The organism is Sinorhizobium sp. FG01 (assembly GCF_002531875.1).
In the GTDB taxonomy this organism is placed as follows: Bacteria; Pseudomonadota; Alphaproteobacteria; order Rhizobiales; family Rhizobiaceae; genus Sinorhizobium; species Sinorhizobium fredii_C.
Window position 1 is genome coordinate 370,032 of record NZ_NWTB01000003.1, and the last position, 18,854, is coordinate 388,885.

The window sequence follows — 18,854 nt, forward strand, 5'->3', positions numbered from 1 at the left end:
TGGCAGAACACCAAAAACCAGCCAATGCGGGGAGGTATTCAATGAATCCGTTACTCGGCTTCAGCCGATTGATCGATGCCATTACCGAGAGAATCGGCAAGGCAGTTTCCTGGCTCATACTCGTCGCCGTTCTCGTCAGCGCCGGCAACGCGGTCATCAGAAAAGCTTTCAACGTGTCGTCCAACGCCTGGCTCGAGGCGCAATGGTACCTCTTCGGCGCCGCCTTCATGTTCGCCGCCGCCTATACGCTCAGCCAGAACGAGCACATCCGGATCGATGTCGTCTACGGAATGTTCTCGCGGCGCGTCCAGCATTGGATCGATCTCTTCGGGCACGTCTTCTTCCTGATGCCCTTCGTGGTCCTGATGCTCTACTACCTCGTGCCTTACGTCCAAATGTCCTATGTCTCGGGCGAGGTATCGTCGAGCGCCGGCGGGCTGATCATCTGGCCGGCCAAGGCCATCCTGTTGTTCGGCTTCATTCTCCTCGCCTTGCAGGGCGTCTCGGAAATCATCAAGAAGATTGCCATCATGACCGGCAACATGGACGATCCGACCCCCTACGTACCGACCCACGCGCCGCTTGAAGACCCCGTCGCTCCGGAGGTACGCCCGTGATCGAGCTCATCGCTGAAAACCTGGCGCCGATCATGTTCGCCTCATTGATCGTGTTCCTGCTGCTGGGGTACCCGGTCGCCTTCTCGCTTGCCGCCAACGGCCTGCTGTTCTTCATCATCGGCGTGGAACTGGCGCCGCTTTCGGATTCGATCAATCTCTCCTGGCCGCTGCTCAACGCCCTGCCGGAGCGCTTCTGGGGGGTGATGTCGAACGACACATTGCTTGCCATCCCCTTCTTCACCTTCATGGGGATCGTGCTCGAACGCTCCGGCATGGCCGAGGACCTTCTCGACACGATCGGCCAGCTCTTCGGCCCCGTCCGCGGCGGCCTCGCCTATGCGGTGATCTTCGTCGGCGCGCTGCTTGCGGCAACCACCGGTGTGGTGGCGGCCTCGGTCATCGCCATGGGCCTGATCTCGCTGCCGATCATGCTGCGCTACGGCTATGACCGGCGCATCGCGTCGGGCGTCATCGCCGCCTCCGGCACGCTTGCCCAGATCATCCCGCCGTCGCTTGTGCTGATCGTTCTTGCCGACCAGCTCGGCCGCTCCGTCGGCGACATGTATGCCGGCGCCCTGATCCCGGGTCTCGTGCTGACAGGCCTCTACATGGGCTACATCCTGCTTATGACCTTCCTGAAGCGCGATTCCATGCCGGCGCTGCCGCTGGAAGCGCGTACGCTCGGATCGGGCGTGGCGTCGCTCATCGTCGCGCTGCTCGTAGCAGCCGGCATCGCCTATGCGGCGCATGTCTACCTGTCGCCAACCCAGGGCGAAAACGCCGACATTCTCGGCGCGACCGTCGGCGTCGCGATCATCTATGTCGTTGCGCTCGTCGATCGGGCCATGAAGCTCAATGCCCTGTCGCGCCTCGCCCAACAGGTCATCATCGTGCTGATCCCGCCGCTGGCGCTGATCTTTCTCGTGCTCGGCACGATCTTCCTCGGAATCGCGACGCCGACGGAAGGCGGGGCGATGGGTGCAGTCGGCGCGCTGATCATGGCTGCGGCGAAAGGCCGCCTCAACATGGAGGTTATCCGGGCTGCGCTCGCGTCGACCACCCGCCTTTCGGCTTTCGTGCTGTTCATCCTGATCGGCGCTCGCGTCTTCTCGCTAACCTTCTACGGCGTCAACGGGCACCTTTGGGTCGAGCACCTGTTGGTCGGGCTGCCGGGCGGCGAGATCGGCTTCCTGATCGCCGTCAACCTGCTCGTCTTCTTCCTGGCTTTCTTCCTCGACTTCTTCGAGCTCGCCTTCATCATCGTGCCGCTGCTCGCACCGGCGGCGGACAAGCTCGGCATCGATCTGATCTGGTTCGGTGTGCTGCTCGGCATCAACATGCAGACGAGCTTCATGCATCCGCCCTTCGGCTTCGCGCTCTTTTACCTGCGTTCGGTCGCCGCGAGGGTGCCCTATCTCGACAAGGTGACCGGCAAGATGACGCAGCCGGTGACAACCGGCCAAATCTATTGGGGTGCGGTGCCCTTCGTCGGCATCCAGATCGTGATGGTGGCGTTGACGATCCTCTTCCCGCAGATGGTCATGCACTACAAGGGAAGCGGCGCCACGGTCGATCCGTCGACCATCAAGATCGAGGTGCCCGGTTTCGGGACGGGAGGCGGCGGACTGACCCTGCCCGACAACGGCGGCGGCCTCGGCCTTCCGGGCGGCCTGCAACTCCCCGGTGGCAGCCCGCTCGACCAGAAGCCCGCTGATCAGAACGGCGGCGCACAGCCGCAGCCGCAGACCGCGCCTTCGAACGATCTCAGTCAGCCGCCGTCGTTCAAATAGAGCAAGAATCGGCTCGAAATGCATCGGGCGGCCCCGACCACGGCCGCCCGTTTTCTTTGTGGCTTACGCTCCCGACAAGAAAACCCGGTTCCTAATCCAGCCGCTTTGCCGGATTGTCGCGATACCAGTCGACGATCATGGGCATCATCTCTTCGAAGGGGCCACCCACGAAAACGTTGAGCAGGCCTATGCGGGCCGCGCTCTCGTTCTTGAAATCATGCATCGTTCCACGCGGGATGACGCAAAGCGACCCCTTCGCCATCTGGTGCCAGGTGTCGCCCACTAGGATGCTGGCCGTGCCCTCGATCACATAGAAGATCTCGTCGTTGTCATCGTGCTTGTGGGCACCCGGCCCTTCATGTCGTGCGTCTAGCCACCATTCCGAGACCGAAAAGCGGTCCTGGGTCTCCGGTCCATCGGCTTTGAAGACGGCCTGTATCGCACCCATGTCGTAGCGCCGCCCCTCGTCGGGGCCGAGATTGGCTCTCACTCGGCATTGCGCCTCCTCCTTGCGCGTTGAGGCGGCAACCCTACCACGAAACCACTACAATCGCCGGTCGACGTCCGGCAATAAAAAAGCCGCCCGCGACCAAGGTTGCGAGCGGCTGGTTGCAGTCAGGAACAGGGGTCGAGCTCAGACCTTGCCGTTGCGCTGCTGGATCATCATGAAGGTGTCGTAGTTGTATTCGGCGATCTGGGCGTTCAGGTAGTATTCAGCGCGGAACGCCTTGATCGAATCCCAGATCTTCTTGAAGGTCGGATTCGACGCTTCCATCTCCGCATAGACCTTGTTCGCCTCGTCGAAGCAGGCCGACAGGATTTCCGGGCTGAATGGACTCAGCTTGGCGCCGGCCGCAACCAGGCGCTTGATCGCCGACGGGTTCAGGAAATCGTACTTCTGCAGCATGTTCGCGTCTGTCGCCTGGCAGGCGGTGCGCAGAAGCGACTGATAGGCCTTAGGCAGACCGTCATAGGCCGCCTTGTTGAACATGGCGTGCACCGTCGGACCACCTTCCCACCAACCGGGATAGTAGTAATACGGCGCCACCTTGTAGAAACCGAGCTTCTCGTCGTCATAAGGGCCGACCCACTCGGCGGCATCGATCGTGCCCTTCTCGAGGGCCGGGTAGATGTCGCCGCCGGCGAGCTGCTGCGGCACCACGCCGAGGCGCTCCATGACCTTGCCGGCGAAGCCGCCGACGCGCATCTTCAGGCCCTTCATGTCGGCGACGGTCTTGATTTCCTTGCGGAACCAGCCGCCCATCTGGACGCCGGTATTGCCGTTCGGGAAGCCGACCAGGCCTTGCCCGCCGAGGAATTCGTTGAACAGGTCAATGCCGCCGCCATGATAGTGCCAGGCGTTCATGCCGCGCGCGTTGAGCGCGAAGGGCACGGCAGCGCCGAGCGCCCAGGTCGGGTCCTTGCCCCAGTAATAGTATGCGACGGTGTGGCACGCTTCCACGGTGCCGGCCGCGGCCGCATCGGCGGCCTGCAGCCCCGGGACGATTTCGCCCGCTGCGAAGACCTGGATCTGGAAGTTGCCGTCGGTCGCCTCGGACACGTATTTCGACAGGACTTCCCCGCCGCCATAGATCGTATCCAGCGACTTCGGGAACGACGACGTCAAACGCCAGGTCACTTTCGGATTGCTTTGCGCGATGGCCGGCGATGCGAGCGCTGACGCGGCAGCCGCACCGAGGCCGCCCAAGCTCGCGTTTTTAATGAATGAACGGCGATCCATAGTTCCTCCCTGGTTCCCGCCTGGCGATCGACGCTGTCGACTGTCAACGCCCCCGCCTATCGAGGCTTCCTCGATCCATTTCGGGTGATCGAAAGCGCCTTGTTTCTCCTCGTTTGCCGCCCGGCACGCGTTGCAAAAAGCACTGCGCAAACCGGACAACAGCAACGCACCTTACATAAACGCAATCCCATGTCCAGCGGCGGCATCGAGCCGCCGCCCCCTACTTTTGTACAGGCTTGGGAAACTATGTCCGATGGCCGTAAATTCAAGGCAAATCAAGGCATTCCGGTGCAATCAGCGTTCGGCTGACGAAGCCCAGAGATTGATGTCGGCTTCACGGGCGTAGAGGTCGATCTCCGCCAGTTCCTCGGCCGTGAAGGCGTCGTTATCGAGCGCCCTGACGCAATCGACGATCTGCTCGGAGCGGCTCGCGCCGATCAGCGCCGAGGTGATGCGCCCGCCGCGCAACACCCAGGCAAGCGCCATCTGCGCCAGCGTCTGGCCGCGCCCTTCGGCGATCGCGTTCAACTTGCGAATGTTGTCGGTGATCGCCGGACGAATGAAGTCCTTCTTGAGGAAGTGGTTCTGGGCGGCGCGGCTGTCCTGCGGAATTCCGCTCAGATATTTCGTCGTCAGCATCCCTTGGGCGAGCGGTGAGAAGACGATTGAGCCGATGCCGAGCTCTTCAAGCGTGTCGACAAGCCCGTCGTCTTCGACCCAGCGGTTTAGCATGGAATAGCTCGGCTGGTGGATGAGGCATGGCGTGCCGAGTTCCTTGAGGATCGCTGCCGCCTCGCGGGTGCGCTGCGAATTGTAGGAGGATATGCCGACATAAAGCGCCCTGCCCGAGCGGACGATGTGGTCGAGCGCGCCGCAGGTCTCCTCGAGCGGCGTGTCCGGATCGAAGCGGTGGGAATAGAAGATGTCGACATAGTCGAGCCCCAAGCGCTTCAGGCTCTGGTCGCAGGAGGCGATCAGATATTTGCGGCTGCCCCATTCGCCATAGGGACCCGGCCACATGTCGTATCCTGCCTTGGAGGAGATGATCAGCTCGTCGCGCAGACCGGCGAAATCGGTCCTGAGGATTTCGCCGAAGGCCGTCTCGGCCGAACCGGCCGGCGGACCGTAATTATTGGCGAGATCGAAATGGGTGATGCCGAGGTCGAAAGCCGTCCGGCACATGTCGATCTTGCGCTCATGCGGCGTGTCGCCGCCGAAATTGTGCCACAGCCCCAGTGAAATCGCCGGCAGCTTCAGCCCGCTCCGGCCGCAGCGGTTGTACTTCATCTTCTCGTATCGGTTTTCCGCCGGTTGCCAGGCCATGGCTATGCTCCTCAATTGCGTCGGGTGCTTTGAATACCCCTCCCCAACCCCTCGCCACAAGGGGGAGGGGCAAGCCGTGCCCGCTGCGATCACGTGCGATTTCCAATTGCGTGACTTGCGTAGAGGTCGAGAGGGCGGTCGAAACGGTCCGGCCGAGAAGCCCCTCCCCGTTGTGGGGAGGGGTTGGGGAGGGGTTTGTTCGGCCTCACCGCAGCAACGCCTGCGCCTCCCCGATGCCGAGCGCTGCGGGCTGGGTGCAGGTCGTGGACAGAGTCACGAAGCGGCCCTCCTCGCCCGATTTCAAAATTGACACCATGACGTCGACGGCGTGAAGGGCACGATCGAGCGAGCAACGGGCATCACGGCCGGTCAGAATGGCGTCTGCCAGGTCGGCGAGGCCGGCCGTGCGATAGTTGGCGATCGGGCCGAGCGGATGCTCCCAGTTGTCGACGGCGAACGGGTGCTCCCACATCGTGAGCGGCTGGATCTCCTTGTCCTGGCCGCTGGCCTCGACAGTGCCGCCGAAGAAATTCGGATCCGGTACGAACAACGAGCCTTCGGTGCCGTAGAGCTCCATATTGGCGTGGCGGTGCGACCAGACGTCCCAGCTTGCTGAAAGAGTGATTGTCGCGCCGTTGTGGAATTCGAGCAGCGCGTGGATGTTGGTCGGCGTCTTGACCGGGATCACCTCGCCCTTCCGAGGCTCGCTGGTGATCGTGCGGGTCTGGCTCGCCATCGAGGAAAGTGCTGCGACGCGCTTCACCGGTCCGATGAGATTGACGAGATTGGCGATGTAATAGGGCCCGAGGTCGAGCACCGGCCCGCCGCCCGGCAGGAAGAAGAAGTCCGGATTCGGATGCCACATCTCCATGCCCGGGCTCATCACATGGCAGGTCCCCGATGTGACCCGACCGATCTTGCCCGCGTCGATATGGGCACGGGCGAGCTGGTGCGCGCCGCCGAGGAAGGTGTCCGGCGCCGAGCCGACCATCAGCCCCTTCGCTTTTGCGATTGCCCGCAGTTCCTCGCCCTGCTCGAGCGTGAGCACCAGCGGCTTCTCCGAATAGACGTGCTTGCCGGATTCGAGGATTGCCTTCGAAACCGGGAAATGCGCGTCCGGGATCGTCAGGTTGACGACGATGTCTATCTCCGGATTGACAAGCATCGCCTCGATGCTTTGCGCCGTCACGTCGAATTCAGCGGCACGCGACTCGGCGGCGGCCGGATTGATATCGGCGCAGGAGATGACCCTGATGCCCTTGAAGAGCGGCGCGAGCTTGAAATAGGTGGTTGAAATATTGCCGCATCCGATGATGCCGACGCCCAGTTCTTTTGACATGGAAATATCCGCTTCTCAGTAGGATTGAATGGAAGCCAGCGAGCGGTTGGCGAAGCGCCGGAAGTCGCTGGGATTGTCGTGTTCGGCGATGAAGTATTTGGCCGAGGTCCTGGAGAGCGCCTGGATGAGCGCCTTCCAGTCGAGCGTGCCCTGCCCGACATCCGCCCAGCCGTCTTCGCTTGCATTCTCGCCCTTCGGCGCGATGTCCTTGACGTGGACGGCGGTGATGCGGCTGCCGTATTTCGAGATCCAGGCAAAGGGATCGGCATCGCCGCGCACGATCCAGGCGATGTCGGCCTCCCAGGAGAGTTCCGGTCCGCCGGCAAAAATCAGGTCGAGCGGCACCGAACCGTCCGCAAGCGGATGGAACTCGAAGTCGTGATTGTGCCAGCCGAAGTCGAGCCCCGCCTCGCGGAACGGCTTGCCCGCAGTTTGCAGCCGCGCTCCGAAGGCGCGCCAGCCGGCCGCATCGGTCGGGCGCTGGTCGGGCATCAGATAGGGGCAATAGACGGCGCGGATGCCGAGCGCCTTGGCGATCTTCAGGACCCGCTCCGGATCCGACTCGAGCATGTCGAGCCCGAAATGGGCGGTCGGCATGGAGAGGCCGTGGCGATCGAGACCGCTCTTGAAGCCGGCAATCTCGCCGTCGCTAAGCGACGCGTAGAGCGCACCGTAGCCCTCGACCTGCGTGTAGCCGGCATCACCGAGAGCGGAGAGCACCTCGGCAAGCGGCGGGAAGTTGCGGGCGCTATAGAGCTGGAAGCTGACGTCTTTCATTGAGAATCTCCTCGTGGGACTTGCGGGAAGGATTGCTGAAAAAAAGAGATAACGACCGCCCATACGTCGGACGCGGAGCCGCGGGCCATTTGCCGGAATACGCCTCACTCACTCACCCTTTTCCCTGGCAGGATTCGAGATCGCAGGCGGCGAAGCGCGGCAGAGCGCCCTCGGCGAGCCGGGTTCTTGGTGTAAAGCGAATGGTCTTGGATTGGCCCGCCGTCAGGTCGAAGGCATTATCGGAATAGCGGCCCTCGACATCGGCCTCGAGCATGACATGCAGCGCGAGACCGGTCGCGGTCGCAGTGACGTCGAACCTGCTGTCCGGCCGCGATGCCGCTTCGAGCGACAGCCCGGACGGCGCGAGTTCGAGCGCCTTGTAGGTGCCGTGGACGTAGTGCCCCTCCCCGCGCATGCCGTTGGAGGCCTCGAAGGACCAGAAGAGCAGCGTATCCCGGGGAATGTCGGTTGCGGCGATGCTCACGAGCGTCGCCGCGCGGTCCGACGAGCAGGATCCCATGGCGGCCATCAATGGACGGCGGCTGCCGTCGAGCGCAACGAGGAAAGCCTCGAGCTCGATCGTCACCGGCTCGGGTGTATCGTTCACCACTGAGAAGGCGATCTCCCGGCCATCCACCGAAGGAATGGCTGCGACGGCGACCGGCTGGAAGAAGCGGCGTGCCATGTAATGCATGGCCTTCCAATGGCCGCCATAGTCGAGGCTCGACCAGGAGGCGACCGGCCAGGTGTCGTTGAGCTGCCAGTAAAGCGTTCCCATGCAATGGGGCTTCAGCGAGCGCCAGTAGTCGACGGCCGTGCGGATCGCCAGGCCCTGCTGGATCTGGCTCAGATAGACGAAGCTTGGAAAATCCTTTGGAAAGCGGAAATAGCGGAACATGGTCCCGGCGATCCGCTCGTTGCCGCCGGCATTCTTCTGATGTGCCTCAATGACCGGCGAGGCGATGTTGAGGTCGCCCGCCTCGGCGAACTGCCGGATCACCGGCATCGACGTATAGGACTGGAAGCCAAATTCCGAGCAGAAGCGCGGCCGCACGGTGCGATAATTGTCGAAGGACTTGTTCTCGTGCCAGACGGACCAGTAGTGCATGTCGCCGGCGCCATCCGCATGCCAGGCATCGCCGAAATTGAGATATCCGACCGACGGACTCGACGGCCACCAGATCGCCTCCGGCGAGGCGGCCTTGAGCGCAGTCTCCACCGTCCGGTTCAGCCGGTCATAGGAAACCAGGTAGCGGTCGCGATCCCAGCGGCTTTCCTTGAACCAGGTCAGCGCTCCGACCAGTTCGTTGTCTCCGCACCAGAGCGCAATCGACGGATGGGACTGAAGCCTTTTGACCTGATACTCGACTTCCGCGGCAACGTTTTCGAGAAAGTCAGCCGTCGAGGGATAGAGATTGCAGGCGAACATGAAGTCCTGCCAGACGAGCAGGCCGAAGCGGTCGCAGCGATCGTAGAACCAATCCGGCTCGTAGAAGCCGCCGCCCCAGACGCGGATCATGTTCATGTTGGCTTCGACTGCAGAGCGCAACAGGTCCTCGACACCCTGCGGCGTCACGCGGGACGTCAGCGCATCCGCCGGTATCCAGTTGGCGCCGCGGCAGAAAATCTCGCGGCCGTTGACGCGGAACGCAAAGCGGCTGCCGGCTTCGTCCTGGTCGGTGACAAGTTCGAGCGTCCGAAAGCCGATCTGCCGCGTGACGCTCTCCTCGGGCGTTTCCACCTTGAGGATGGAGAGCACCTGCTCGCCGCTGCCGGCCGGCCACCAGCGCCTGGGTTCCGCCACGTTGAAGACATGGGTGATGCGGGTTTCGCCTGCGGCAACGCTGCAGTCCAGGCGCTCGCGCAGGCCGTCGAGTTCGAAATGGATCGGCAGGATGCCCGGATCGCCGGCATAGAGCTCCACGGTCACCTGCAGGTCGACAGACCCATCATCGAGCCAGACCTGGCGTGTCGTCACATGTTCGATGCGCGCCGTCTCAAGCCGGCAGAGCGCCGGCGAGCCGTAGACGCCGAGCGGCGCGATGGCGATGTTCCAATCCCAGCCGAAATGGCATTGCGGCTTGCGCAGCATGTTGCCGTTGGCGATCGGCGAGTTGCCGTCGTGATAGGGCACGTAAAACGGCTGCTCCGCCTGGCGCCGGGCACCTTCGGCGATCGAGGAATGCAGCACGAGGCGGATCCGGTTCTCTCCGGCGACAAGTGCCTGCGACACATCGGGGCGATGGCGGCGGAAGCAATTGTCCGCCTGCAAGACGAGGCGATCGTTGACGAAGACCGAGGCGACCGTGTCGATGCTCTCGAAATCGAGATACCAGTGTCCCTCGAGATCGCTCGCGTCGATGGCGACCGTGCGCTCGAGCACCCAGTCCTTGTACGCCACCCATTGGACGTCCGCCTCGTTCCGGCCGTGATAGGGGTCGGCAATGATGCCGGCGCGCTGCAGCGCGCTGTGCACGTCGCCCGGCAGCGCGATCGTCAGGGCATGGCTGTTGTCGGCCGAAGCGAGCAGCCAGTCGCCGGAAAGATCGATGCGGATCGGGTCACGGTTGTTGATCTCGGAAGGCATTCCCACAGTCCATTCATTGGCCGGTGATTTCGCGCCGGCTTTCATCCGATGAGACGTCACCGGCCTATCGGATGTTCGGTCAAAGTCGGTTTTCGCTGGCTGCGTCGAAAATCGAGGCGACGGCCATGTCGAAGGAGAGGCGCACCGTGCTGCCCGGTGGGTAGCGCCGCTGGCCGGCGATCCGCACCGACATGGATTGGCCGGCAAGCCTCAGCCAAAGGAGGTTGTCGGCGCCCATCGGCTCCTCGATGTCGACCGTCGCGGGGTGCACCTCGTGCCCTTCCGTCGCCTCGTCGACCTTGACGTGTTCGGGCCTCAGGCCGAGGACCACCTTCTGGCCAGGGTGAAGCCTCGTGCGTGCCGGATAGGCGGTGACGTCGAAGGCAACGCCGTCGACCCGAACGAAACTGCGGCCGTCCTTCGCCTCCAGCTCGCCGCGGAAGAAGTTCATCGACGGCGAGCCGATGAAGCCGGCAACGAAGAGGTTCTCTGGGGCGTTGTAGATGGTCATCGGATCGGCGAGCTGCTGGATGACCCCGCTCTTCATCACGGCGATGCGGTCGGCGAGCGTCAGCGCTTCGATCTGATCGTGCGTGACGTAGATCATCGTGTTCTTCAGCGACTGGTGCAGCCGCTTGATCTCGACCCGCAATTCGGAGCGCAGCTTGGCGTCCAGGTTCGACAGCGGCTCGTCGAAGAGGAAGACGTCGACGTCGCGCACCAGCGCCCGGCCGATCGCCACGCGCTGGCGCTGGCCGCCGGAGAGCTCCGAGGGTTTCCGCTTCAGCAGCGGCTGGATCTGCAGGATTTCCGCGGCGCGCTTCACGCGCTTGTCGATTTCCGCCTGCGGAATTTTGGCGACCTGCAAGCCGAAGGAAAGGTTCTTCTCGACGGACATCTGCGGATAGAGCGCATAGGACTGGAACACCATGCCGATGCCCCGATCCTTGGGCTCCTCCCAGGTCACATTGCGGTCCTTGATGAAGATCTGTCCATCGGACACGTCGAGCAGGCCGGCGATGCAGTTCAGCAGCGTCGACTTTCCGCAGCCTGACGAACCGAGCAGTACGAGGAACTCGCCATGGTCGATGTCGAGATTGAGCCTGTCGAGAACCGTGACGGCGCCGAAATTCAGTGACAGATCCCTGACGGAAACACTTGTCATCCTTGCTTATCCTTTCACTGCACCGGCCGCGATGCCGCGGACAAAGAGCCGACCGGAGACGAAATAGACGACGAGCGGAACGGCTCCCGTCAAAATCGTCGCTGCCATGTTGACGTTGTATTCCTTCACGCCCTGGACCGAATTGACGATGTTGTTGAGCTGGACGGTCATCGGGTAGTACTCGGGCCGCGTGAAAACGACGCCGAACAGGAAGTCGTTCCAGATGCCGGTGACCTGCAGGATCATCGCCACCACGAAGATCGGGAGCGACATCGGCAGCATGATCTTGAAGTAGATCGTCCAGAACCCGGCACCATCGACCCGCGCCGCCTTGAAGAGCTCTTCCGGCAGTCCCGCGAAGTAGTTGCGGAACAGGAGGGTCAGGATCGGCATGCCGAAGATCGTATGCACGATGACAAGTCCGGTCAGCGTGCCATAGACGCCCATTTCACGAAGCACGATCACGATCGGATAGATCATCACCTGGTATGGGATGAAGGCGCCGATGACCAGGATGGTGAAGAAGAGCTCCGCCCCCTTGAAGCGCCAGTTCGCCAGCGCATAGCCGTTCACCGAGGCAACCGCGATCGAGATGATCACCGAAGGCAGGGTGATGCGGACCGAATTCCAGAAGCCGCGGGAGAGCCCGTCGCAATTGAGCCCCGTGCAGGCCTCCGCCCAAGCCTTCACCCAGGGTTCGAAGGTGATTTCGAGCGGCGGCGCGAAGATGTTGCCGACGCGGATTTCCGGCATGCCTTTGAGCGACGTCACGATCATCACGTAGAGCGGCAGCAAGTAGTAGAGGGCCACGACGATCAAGGTGCCGTAGACGATGATGTTGCGCCGCGATAGCCGGCGGCGCGGCTTGCGGCCGCTCGGGCCCTTTTCGATCCGCCCGGTTGCCGTTTCATGGGCAGTGAGCGTGCTGTTGCTGGCAATGTTATCCACGCTTGCGGCCTCCTCCGAATTCCAGATACGCCCACGGCACGATGATGATGGCGACGGTGATCAGCATCATGGTGGAGGCGGCGAAGCCCTGGCCGAGGTTCTGGGCCTGGAACATGTAGTCGTAGACGTATTTGGCCGGCACCTCCGACGCGATGCCGGGGCCGCCGCTCGTTTGCGCCACGACGAGGTCGTAGACCTTGACGATGCCGCTCGCGATGATCACCAGGGTGGTGATGAAAACGCCGCGCATCATCGGGATGATGATCAGCACATAGGTCTTCCACATCGGGATGCCGTCGACCCGCGCGGCCTTCCAGATGTCCTCGTCGATGCCGCGTAAGCCCGCAAGCATCAGACACATGACGAGACCCGTGCCCTGCCAGAGCGCGGCGATCAGGATGCCGTAGATGACGATATCGGCATCGTAGAGCGGGTCGAAGGAGAAGCTTGTCCAGCCGAGCGACCGAACGATCGACTGGATGCCGAATTGTGGATTGAGAAGCCACTGCCAGACCAGCCCGGTCACGATGAAGGACAGGGCGAAGGGATAGAGCATGATCGTTCGGAAGGTATTCTCGAAGCGGATTTTCTGGTCCATCAGCGCCGCGAGCACGAAGCCGATCACCAGACTGAAGACCAGCGAGAAGAAGCCGTAGACCGCAAGGTTCTGGATGGAGATGATCCAGCGCGGCGCCGCCCACAGCCGCTCGTATTGGTCGAGGCCGACGAAGGAGAGACGCGGCAGCAATTTCGAGTTGGTGAACGAGTAGACGACAGTCCAGATCGTGCCGCCGAGGAAGATGACCACGGCTGTCAGGATCATCGGAATCGAGGCGATCTTCGCATTCAGGTTGCGCAGCCACTGGTTCGGTCTGCCCGAACCACGTGTTAGAGCCGTCATGTTTCCTCCTCCGGAACTGCGACAATGTCTGGCGGCGGGCGGCACCGGCGACCACCAAGCCGCCGAACTTCAACGCCGGCCACGGGACGTGGCCCCCTGTCCTTGTCTGCCATGCGCGCTCCGCCTCAGCGGCATTCGGGCACGGCGGCGGGCCGAGCGACGGCCTCGCGCAGCAGCGAGGCCGTCTGGAAGCCGCGATCAGTCCGCTGCGGCGATGATTTCCGCGAAGCGCTTCTGCGCGTCTTCCGGCGTCATCGACGGGTTTGCGAAGAACTCGGAGAAGAGATCTTCCTTCTGCTTCTGACTGTCGGCCGACAGCAGCTGGTCGGTGCCCTGGATCACATTGCCCTTGGCGAGGATTTCCAGTCCCTTCTTCATGCAGTCGTTGGCGGTTGCGAGGTCCACGTCGCCGCGCACGGGCAGCGAGCCCTTCTTCAGATTGAAGGCGACCTGTGTTTTCGGATTGAGGAGCGTCGAGGCCAGCACTTCCTGCGCCTTCGACTTTTCCTCGTCCTCGAGCAGCGGGAAGTAGAAGGCATCGCCGCCGGTCGAGATCACTTCATTCACGCCGAGACCAGGAAGGCAGGTATAGTCGACACCGGCCTTCTGGCCCGCCACCTGGAACTCGCCCTGGGCCCAGTCGCCCATGATCTGGCCGCCGGCCTTGCCGGTGATCACCAGGTTCGTCGCCTGGTTCCAGTCCTGAACATTGGTGCCCTTCGACAGGCGGCGTGCATCGTCGGCCGCCTTGAAGACCTTGGCGATCTCCGGTCCGGCTGCGACTTCCTCATCCTTCTTGGCAAAGACTTGCTCGAACACGTCCTTGCCGGCAATCGCCACCATCAGCACGTCGAACGCACCGGCCGCCTGCCACGGCTGACCGCCGACGGCAAGCGGTATGATGCCGGCCTTTTCAAGCGCCGGCCCGGCCGCAACGAATTCGTCCCAGTTCTTCGGCACCGGCACACCGGCCTGCTTGAAGGCAGCATTCGAAAGCCACAGCCATTGCCAGGAATGGATGTTGACGGGCGCGCAATAGATCTTGCCTTCGATCGTGCAGGAGTCGAGCAGGCTGGCCGGCTTGACGATTTCCTTCCAGTTTTCGCGCGTAGCGACATCGGTCAGGTCGCGCATCAACCCGGCCTCGACCAGTTCCTCGGCCTGACGGCCATGGTTGAACTGAGTCGCGCCCATCGGGTCGCCGCCGGTGATGCGGCTGATCATGATCGGCCGCGCCGTGCCGCCGGAGCCGGCGATCGCACCGTCAACCCATTTGTTGCCGGTCGCGTCGAATGCCTTCGCAAGTTCGGCGACCGCGGCAGCTTCGCCGCCGGACGTCCACCAATGCGTGACCTCCAGATCGGTGGCCTGAGCCAGGCCGAACGGCAGGACCACGGTTGCGGCCAAAGCGCCGGCCAAAGAACGTAATTTCATGAGTCTCCTCCCTCACTGTAACGTTACCGTAAAAAAACTTAGTTCAATCCAATTGCCGACGCAACACCCACAACGGATAATTCAAACTTATTATTTTCATACTTCCTTTGGTTGTATTCTGCGGACCGGCAAATGGCTTCATTCGGCCATACCAAGCTGTCGCAGCGCTTCAGAAATCATCTCGTAAGTGCCTGCGACGCATAATTTAAATCGACGTGTTGCGATGCGCATCACCAATGGAGTGTTCGCGAACGCAGCATGACGCTGCACGCACTCCTAATTCAACTCACCGTTTACGCCCTTCGCAGCGCAACAACAAAAAGGCTCGACTTCGCTACTGTATCGTTACAGATTTCAAGGTACGATTTCGCCTCGCCCCGATATGGTGCGTTCGGGCAAATCGTATATAACGCCCCTACGGGGTAAGGAGACGGGCTATCGCGAGCGGCCACCGCGGGGTGCGGCTGGGAACGGCGATCTTGAAGGTCCGAACGAGCGGGCTTTGCGTGATGGGCATGGAAGACAGGACGAGAAACAGGCCAGCGGCAGCGCCGCCAACGGAGAGCGGCAGGCCGACATTGAAGACGATCGCCTTCATGACCGGGCTCGGCATCACAACCGTTTCCCGCGCGCTGAAGGACGCGCCCGACATCGGCGCCGAGACCAAGGAGCGGGTGCGCCTGGTCGCCAAGCAGATCGGCTATCAGCCGAACCGCGCAGGCGTCCGCCTCAGGACCGGCAAGACGAATGTCATCAGCCTGGTGCTGACGCTCGAGGAAGAGATCATGGGCATCACCAGCCCGATGGTCATCGGCATCACCGAGATCCTCGCCGGCACGCCGTATCATCTCGTCGTCACGCCCTATAGTTCCTCCAAGGATCCGCTCGGGCCGATCCGCTACATTCTCGATACCGGCGCTGCCGACGGCGTGATCATCTCTCGAATGGAGCCGAACGATCCACGCGTGACGCTGCTCACCGAGCGTCAATTTCCCTTCGCGACACATGGCCGGACCGAAATGGGGATCGCCCATCCCTATCACGACTTCGACAACGGACGCTTCGCGTATGAGGCGGTGCGCAGGCTTGTCGAGCGCGGCAGGCGCCGGCTGGTGCTCCTGGAACCGCCGCCGCACCTCACCTTCCATTCCCACATGCGCACCGGCTTCGAGCACGGTCTCAAGGATTTCGGCGCGGAGTCGGTGAGCTTCCATCAGGTCAACATCGACTACAGCCTCGTCGCCATCCGCGACGCTTTCGAGAAGCTGATGGGCTCTTCGGACGCCCCCGACGGGATCGTCTCCGGCAGCGGCTCGGGTGCCATTGCGCTGATTGCCGGCATCGAGGCGGCGCGCAAGAAGCTCGGCGAGGACGCAGACATGGTCTCCAAGGTCCCGAGCGACTTCCTGCGCTGGCTGCGCCCGGAAGTGATGACCATGTACGAGGATATCCGGGTCGCCGGACGCGAACTCGCCAAGGCGGTCATCGGCCGCATCGAGGGAAGCCCTCCCGAAACGCTTCAAAGCCTCAGCCAGCCCGAATTCCAGCCGCCGATGCAGAGATCGCCGGAAGTTTAGACTAGGTCGGTCGATCCGCGGGCTACCAGTTGCCCTGCCAGCCCGCTTTGCGGAGACTAATGCGTATTTGTTCGCGTTGCTCGGGATTGACGAAGCGCGATACGAACTCGCCGAGTTCCTCCTGTCCTTCAGACGAGTTCCGTTGCATTTCGGCGGCTGCCTGTTCGGCCTCACGCTGGCGCCCCAGTTCCACGAGACAACAGACGAGTGCGCAGTGCGTGGAGGGTAGATCCGGCCGCTTGGCCGCGGCATTGAGCGCCGGTTGAAGCGATTCTTCGTACTCCCCTGTGAGGAAATGCGCGAAGGCCAGGAAATGCAGCCATAGGAATGCAAGCGGATCGTGCGGACTGAGGCGCAGGCCTCTCTGAAATGGCTCAATCGCCTGGCCGGCCCGGCCGAGGAAGAGGCGCGACATACCGAGGAGCATATAGCCGAGCGCAAAGCTGGGACTGAGGTCAATCGATCTTTGGGCGGCCTCCATTGCCCGATGGAGCCTACCCATGACGACACTCATAATTCCCACCGCATAATGCGCATAGGGGTCGGTTTCGGCAAGTTGCGCGGCACGCAGCGCCGCCTGCCATCCCTCCGCCATGTCCCCCGCGGGGTTCTCGCTCCACCGGAAGAACAGCGTCCCCGCGTTGCACCTGCCAAGCCACGTGTATCCTTCGGCGATATCGGGCGCCGCAACGATCGCCTTGCGAAACAGCTCGCGCGCACAGCGATGCTCGGCCGGCGTGAACTGATAGAAGTGCCACATGCCGCGAAAGATCAGTTCCCAGGCGGTCAGGTTCTCCGGCGCTTTGCGCCGCACCCGTAGGGTCTCCATTCTCAGCATTTCCGGCTCGATCGCGCCGGCAACGCGGTCGACGATCTCGTCCTGCAGCGCGAAGAGCTCCGCCAGGTCACGGTCGTACCGTTCGGCCCAGACATGATGGCCGGTTTCCGCTTCCACCAACTGCGCCGTGACGCGAACCCTGTCGCTCGATTTGCGCGTGCTCCCCTCCAACACATAACGCACGCCGAGTTCACTGCCGATCTGCTGCACCGTGGCGGCGCGGTTCTTGTAGGTGAAGCTCGAATTGCGGGCGATGACGAAAAACCACCGGAACTTTGCGAGCGCCGTAATAAGATCCTCCGTCAGGCCGTCAGCAAAGTAATCCTGCTCGGCATCTCCGCTCATATTGACGAATGGCATCACCGCGATCGACGGCTTGTCCGGCAAGGCCAAAGAGCCGCTCTGGAGCTCGGTTATCGGCACAGGCGGCTCCATGCTGGAGCGGACGCGATAGGCGCGCACCGGTCGCGCGATATTTTTTAAGGTTTTTTCGCCGAGGCACTCACACGCAAAGCTTAGCTTTCCGACGATTTGATCATGCACGGAAGCAGAGATACAGATGTCGCCCGGTTCGTCGAGCGTCTGCAGCCGCGCCGCTATATTGACCCCGTCTCCGAAGAGATCACCGCCGCGGGCGATTACGTCGCCAAGATTGATGCCGATGCGGAACATCATGCGGCGGCGTTCGGGGAGATCGATATTGCGGCGGCCGAGGGCGCGCTGAATAGCGACGGCGCAACGCACCGCCTGCACGGCACTTGCGAACTCGACCATGACGCCATCGCCAGCCATGTTGAACACCCGACCGCGGTGTTCGGCGACAAGACCCGCAATGATCTCCTGATACTTAGTAAGTAGGCTGAGCGTCGCCTCTTCGTCTTCCGACATGAGACGGCTGTACCCAGCGACGTCGGCAGCCAGGACAACGGCCAGATGGCGTCCCTTTGCTTCATTCGTCGGCACTAGCCCCTCCCTCGCACCTCAATGGAGCAAGTCTACACCTTGCCGGACGCCTTCATCCAGAGGCGACACCGATGAGATGCACCGCCGCGGACGAACATTTCAGATTTCACAATGTTTCAAAGGACGCAGCCGCACCTCGCGGATCGGGCATAGGAGATGATCTCGGCCCGTTTGCTGCGCCCGTCGCCGAGGAATTCGTCGACGGCCGCGGCGACGTCGCTCGGCCGGTACCGTGCCCAATGGCCGAGGCCATGGAGGGCTGCTTCCTGGCACGCGATCGAGCTGAGGCCTAGCGTGCGGCGCATGACATCGATCGCTGCCTTCTGCATGCGGTCGCAAGAAGGATCGTCCGGGAGCGCCAAAGACGGGAACTCGTCCCACCACATGTAACAGACAGTGTTCAGGGGAGCCGCGCCGGGCTCGTCTATGTGGCCCAACACAGCAGCACAGCGAGGTGCGAATAGATCGGTGAAGACGTTCTCTATGGCCTCAATGCAGGAGAGCCGCGCCCCCGTCGGCGTTGAGGTGCTGTAGAACCACCCGTTGTCACCCGAGGCGCTGGTGCTCAGGAGATAGGTGAGTCCCTGGGCAATCTGCGCATCGGAGAAGCTGGCGAGTGAGTGCTCAGTTGTCGAAAAGAGCCTCGTGAAGTACTCGATGGCGACGGGCGGCTCTGGATTCCACCAAGGCGGATCTTCGTCGAAGAACCAGGGATAGCCGTGCGGCCTGATCGAGTGGCCAAAGGCGTGCTCGAGCCAGGCATCGTAGCTCAGGTTCGAAACCGCGGGCATGCGAGCCTCTTTCCGTTGGAGGTCACGTTATCCGGAACGCACAGGCATGCCGGGGCCAATCAT

Annotated in this window: 16 protein-coding genes; 3 read left to right on the forward strand and 13 right to left on the reverse strand. The window is 62.4% G+C overall.

Going from position 1 to position 18,854, the window contains the following annotated elements; translation table 11 throughout:
• Positions 1–41: 41 nt before the first annotated feature.
• Together CO656_RS04485 and CO656_RS04490 are read left to right on the forward strand one after the other, a co-directional pair.
• Positions 42–617 carry a TRAP transporter small permease subunit gene (locus tag CO656_RS04485; protein ID WP_037426753.1) on the forward strand — a complete coding sequence of 192 codons (576 nt, stop codon included), beginning with the start codon at positions 42–44 and terminating at the stop codon, positions 615–617.
• Complete coding sequence (locus tag CO656_RS04490) at positions 614–2,407, forward strand: TRAP transporter large permease subunit (RefSeq protein WP_097524932.1); 1,794 nt, start codon at positions 614–616, stop codon at positions 2,405–2,407. The genes CO656_RS04485 and CO656_RS04490 overlap by 4 nt, the downstream gene beginning before the upstream one ends.
• Before the next feature lie 91 nt (positions 2,408–2,498).
• On the opposite strand, the gene CO656_RS04495 is transcribed toward CO656_RS04490, so the two are convergent.
• From CO656_RS04495 to CO656_RS30125, 11 genes are all read right to left on the reverse strand, one after another.
• Positions 2,499–2,897 carry a cupin domain-containing protein gene (locus CO656_RS04495; RefSeq protein WP_234819685.1) on the reverse strand — a complete coding sequence of 133 codons (399 nt, stop codon included), beginning with the start codon at positions 2,895–2,897 and terminating at the stop codon, positions 2,499–2,501.
• A gap of 144 nt (positions 2,898–3,041) precedes the next feature.
• Complete coding sequence (locus tag CO656_RS04500; protein WP_097524933.1) at positions 3,042–4,148, reverse strand: TRAP transporter substrate-binding protein; 1,107 nt, start codon at positions 4,146–4,148, stop codon at positions 3,042–3,044.
• Between the two features lie 294 nt (positions 4,149–4,442).
• Entirely contained in the window at positions 4,443–5,471 is a 1,029-nt protein-coding gene (gene mgrA, locus CO656_RS04505) for an L-glyceraldehyde 3-phosphate reductase (RefSeq protein WP_097524934.1), read from the reverse strand.
• A gap of 205 nt (positions 5,472–5,676) precedes the next feature.
• On the reverse strand, positions 5,677–6,810 hold the full coding sequence (locus CO656_RS04510) for a Gfo/Idh/MocA family oxidoreductase (protein WP_097524935.1): 1,134 nt from the start codon (positions 6,808–6,810) through the stop codon (positions 5,677–5,679).
• A 15-nt stretch (positions 6,811–6,825) separates the two neighbouring features.
• Complete coding sequence (locus CO656_RS04515; protein WP_097524936.1) at positions 6,826–7,587, reverse strand: sugar phosphate isomerase/epimerase; 762 nt, start codon at positions 7,585–7,587, stop codon at positions 6,826–6,828.
• 112 nt (positions 7,588–7,699) lie between these two features.
• Complete coding sequence (locus CO656_RS04520; RefSeq protein WP_097525065.1) at positions 7,700–10,174, reverse strand: glycoside hydrolase family 2 protein; 2,475 nt, start codon at positions 10,172–10,174, stop codon at positions 7,700–7,702.
• Between the two features lie 79 nt (positions 10,175–10,253).
• Positions 10,254–11,339, reverse strand: a complete 1,086-nt coding sequence (locus CO656_RS04525; RefSeq protein ID WP_097524937.1) for an ABC transporter ATP-binding protein — start codon at positions 11,337–11,339, stop codon at positions 10,254–10,256.
• A 6-nt stretch (positions 11,340–11,345) separates the two neighbouring features.
• Positions 11,346–12,287, reverse strand: coding sequence for a carbohydrate ABC transporter permease (locus tag CO656_RS04530; RefSeq protein ID WP_037426799.1), 942 nt, complete (start codon positions 12,285–12,287; stop codon positions 11,346–11,348).
• On the reverse strand, positions 12,280–13,188 hold the full coding sequence (locus tag CO656_RS04535; protein WP_037426801.1) for a sugar ABC transporter permease: 909 nt from the start codon (positions 13,186–13,188) through the stop codon (positions 12,280–12,282). The genes CO656_RS04530 and CO656_RS04535 overlap by 8 nt, the downstream gene beginning before the upstream one ends.
• Positions 13,189–13,386: 198 nt before the next feature.
• Entirely contained in the window at positions 13,387–14,622 is a 1,236-nt protein-coding gene (locus tag CO656_RS04540; RefSeq protein ID WP_037426803.1) for an ABC transporter substrate-binding protein, read from the reverse strand.
• 415 nt (positions 14,623–15,037) lie between these two features.
• Positions 15,038–15,235 carry a hypothetical protein gene (locus CO656_RS30125; RefSeq protein ID WP_179864688.1) on the reverse strand — a complete coding sequence of 66 codons (198 nt, stop codon included), beginning with the start codon at positions 15,233–15,235 and terminating at the stop codon, positions 15,038–15,040.
• Between CO656_RS30125 and CO656_RS04545 the strand changes: the two genes are divergently transcribed.
• Positions 15,219–16,199, forward strand: a complete 981-nt coding sequence (locus CO656_RS04545; RefSeq protein WP_234819686.1) for a LacI family DNA-binding transcriptional regulator — start codon at positions 15,219–15,221, stop codon at positions 16,197–16,199. The genes CO656_RS30125 and CO656_RS04545 overlap by 17 nt on opposite strands.
• A gap of 22 nt (positions 16,200–16,221) precedes the next feature.
• On the opposite strand, the gene CO656_RS04550 is transcribed toward CO656_RS04545, so the two are convergent.
• Together CO656_RS04550 and CO656_RS04555 are read right to left on the reverse strand one after the other, a co-directional pair.
• The gene (locus tag CO656_RS04550) at positions 16,222–18,000 is read right to left on the reverse strand and encodes an adenylate/guanylate cyclase domain-containing protein (protein ID WP_097524938.1); all 1,779 of its coding nucleotides are present in this window, start codon (positions 17,998–18,000) and stop codon (positions 16,222–16,224) included.
• Positions 18,001–18,116: 116 nt separating this feature from the next.
• Entirely contained in the window at positions 18,117–18,791 is a 675-nt protein-coding gene (locus CO656_RS04555; RefSeq protein WP_097524939.1) for a hypothetical protein, read from the reverse strand.
• Positions 18,792–18,854: the final 63 nt, after the last annotated feature.